Consider the following 2,556-nt stretch of genomic DNA (forward strand, 5'->3'; position numbering starts at 1 on the left):
GGGGTAGGTCGCGGGGGTAGGTCGGGTCAGAGGGACGGGCGGCGTGCCGGTTCGACGTCGACCTCGCGCAGCGGCACGTCGTGCCCCTCGGCGCAGGTGACGGTCACGTGCACGTCGCTGCCGCAGTCGGCGTGGCGCAGGCGCGGCATGGGGCGTCCGCCGGCGAGGTACTTAACGCCCCACTGGTAGAGGCCGAGCACGACCGGCGCCAGGTCGCGCCCCATGTCGGTGAGCCGGTACTCGTGACGTGTCCGCTGGCCCGGCTCGCGGTAGGGCTCGCGACGGAGCAGGCCCGCCTCGGTGAGCTCACGCAGCCGGGCGGCAGCCACGGCCTCCGTGACGCCCACCCGCCGGGCGAAGTCGTCGAAACGGGTCGTGCCGTAGTAGGCCTCGCGCATCAGCAGCATGGCCGAGCGCGTGCCGATCAGCTCCATCGACCGGCCGACCGGGCAGTTCGCGGTGCTCCACGCATCCCGATCGGCCAGGACTCCCTGCAGGGTGACGGCATCCTCGGGCATGTCGTCATCCTAACTTGTGCGGACCGTAGTCAGCCAGTTACGGTGCTGGCTATGCCCAAGCCCAGCCAGCGTCCTGGCCTCGTGCTCACCGTCCTGTCCCTGGCCGCCTTCATGGCCAGCCTCGACGTCTTCATCGTCAACGTGGCCTTCGACGACATCGGCCACGACTTCCACGGCACCACGCTCTCGCAGCTGTCGTGGGTGCTCAACGCCTACGCCATCGTCTACGCCGCCCTGCTCGTGCCCGCCGGGCGCATCGCCGACCGCTACGGGCGCAAGGGCGGCTTCCTGCTCGGGCTCGCCGTCTTCACGGTGGCGAGCGCGGCCTGTGCGGCGAGCGACGGCATCTGGGTCCTGGTCGCCTTCCGGGTGCTGCAGGCCGTCGGCGCCGCCCTGCTGACCCCCGCGAGCCTCGGGCTGGTCGTCGCGTCGGCGCGTCCCGAGCACCGGGCACGGTCGGTCCGCATCTGGGCGGCCACCGGCGCCCTGGCCGCGGCACTGGGGCCTGCGGTCGGCGGCATGCTGGTGGAGGCGTCGTGGCGCTGGGTGTTCCTGGTCAACGTGCCGATCGGCATTGTCGCCCTGCTCGCCGCTGCCGCGTGGGTGCCCCGCTCGCGGGACGAGTCCGTGAGCCGCATCCCCGATGTGCTCGGTGCGCTGCTGCTCGCGGTGGCGATCGGCGCCCTGACCCTCGGCCTGGTCGAGGGCCCGTCGTGGGGATGGGGTTCCGGGCGCACCGACGCCGCCTGGGCCGTCGCCGTCGCCGGGCTGCTCGGTTTCGTGCTCAGCTCGCGCCGGCACGCCGTACCCGTCATCGAGCCGGCCCTGCTTCGAGTCCGTGCCTTCGCCTGGTCCAACGCCACGGCCCTGCTGTTCGCGGTGCCCTTCGCGGCGGCCCTGCTCACCAACATCCTCTGGATGCAACAGGTGTGGGGGTACTCCGCGCTGCGCACCGGGTTCGCAGTGGCACCCGGCCCGCTCATGGTGCCGATCTTCGCCGCCGTCGCCCACCGGTTGGCAGCCCGCATCCCCGTCGGGCGAATCGTCGCCCTGGGCTGCCTGCTCGTCGGTGCGGGCGGCGTGCTCACGTCGCTGTCGGTCCACGCGACGCCGGACTACGCGACGAGCGTGCTGCCGGGCTGGTTGGTCGGCGGCATCGGGGTGGGCCTGGCCCTCCCGTCGATCCTGAGCTCGGCCGCGGCCGACCTGCCGCCGGCACGCGCCGCGACCGGAGCGGCGGTCGTCAACATGAGCCGGCAGATCGGTACCGCGCTCGGCGTCAGCCTGGTCGTCGCCGTGCTCGGCACGCCGGTCGGCTACGCCGCGGCGCACACCGCGTTCCGGCACACCTGGTGGGCGTTCGCCGCGGTGGCCGTCCTGGCGGCCGTCGCTGCCCCGGGGATGACACCCACGACCGCCACGGCGAGCGACGGTGCGACGAGTTCCCCTGCGGACGGTTCGTCGCTGTTGGTCAGCGAGGGGTGACCAGGGTCGTCGGGTCGTGGTGCACCGGGAAGTTCACCGATCGCGCGATGAAGCAGTAGTCGCCCACCCGTCCGTGCAGCGCCTCCGCACGCTCGACGTCGGCGCCGTCGGCGATCGTGACCGCCGGGTGCAAGGTCACCTCCGCGAACCGCCCGCTGCCGCCGGGCTCGGCCAGCATGGTGCCGGTCGGCGTGTCCTCGTAGGCCAGCACCACGACCCGCTCCTGCACGGCGAGCCACAGGTAGGTCAGCAGGTGGCACTGCGCGAGGGAGGCGACCAGCAGCTGCTCGGGATTCCACCGCGACGGGTCACCGCGGAACGCCGGGTCGGCCGAGCCGAGCAGGGTCGGCACGCCCGCCGCGGTGACGTCGTGGTCACGGGTGAACGCGCGGAACGTCCTGGTTCCTACACCGCGGTTGCCCGTCCAGCGCAGACCCAACTCGTAACGGTGCGGCGTGGCCATGCCCTCATCCTCCCGCTTCCCCGTCGCTGTGGTCGCTGAACCGCGGTGCGGTACGACCGCAGCGATGGGGAAGGCGAGGTTTGCGGCGGG

General features: G+C 72.9%; 3 protein-coding genes. 1 reads left to right on the forward strand and 2 read right to left on the reverse strand.

Going from position 1 to position 2,556, the window contains the following annotated elements; all coding sequences use genetic code 11:
- Positions 1-26 precede the first annotated feature (26 nt).
- Positions 27-518, reverse strand: coding sequence for a winged helix-turn-helix transcriptional regulator (locus tag ACFFCA_RS19740; RefSeq protein ID WP_375487988.1), 492 nt, complete (start codon positions 516-518; stop codon positions 27-29).
- Positions 519-569: 51 nt separating this feature from the next.
- On the opposite strand from ACFFCA_RS19740, the gene ACFFCA_RS19745 reads away from it, so the two are divergent.
- The gene (locus ACFFCA_RS19745) at positions 570-2,003 is read left to right on the forward strand and encodes an MFS transporter (protein WP_375487990.1); all 1,434 of its coding nucleotides are present in this window, start codon (positions 570-572) and stop codon (positions 2,001-2,003) included.
- On the opposite strand, the gene ACFFCA_RS19750 is transcribed toward ACFFCA_RS19745, so the two are convergent.
- Positions 1,990-2,466 (reverse strand): OsmC family protein, encoded by a 477-nt coding sequence (locus ACFFCA_RS19750; protein WP_375487992.1) that lies wholly within the window; start codon positions 2,464-2,466, stop codon positions 1,990-1,992. The genes ACFFCA_RS19745 and ACFFCA_RS19750 overlap by 14 nt on opposite strands.
- Between the last annotated feature and the right edge of the window lie 90 nt (positions 2,467-2,556).

The sequence above is a fragment of the uncultured Jatrophihabitans sp. genome (genome assembly GCF_964252635.1).
Lineage (GTDB): Bacteria > Actinomycetota > Actinomycetes > Mycobacteriales > Jatrophihabitantaceae > Jatrophihabitans.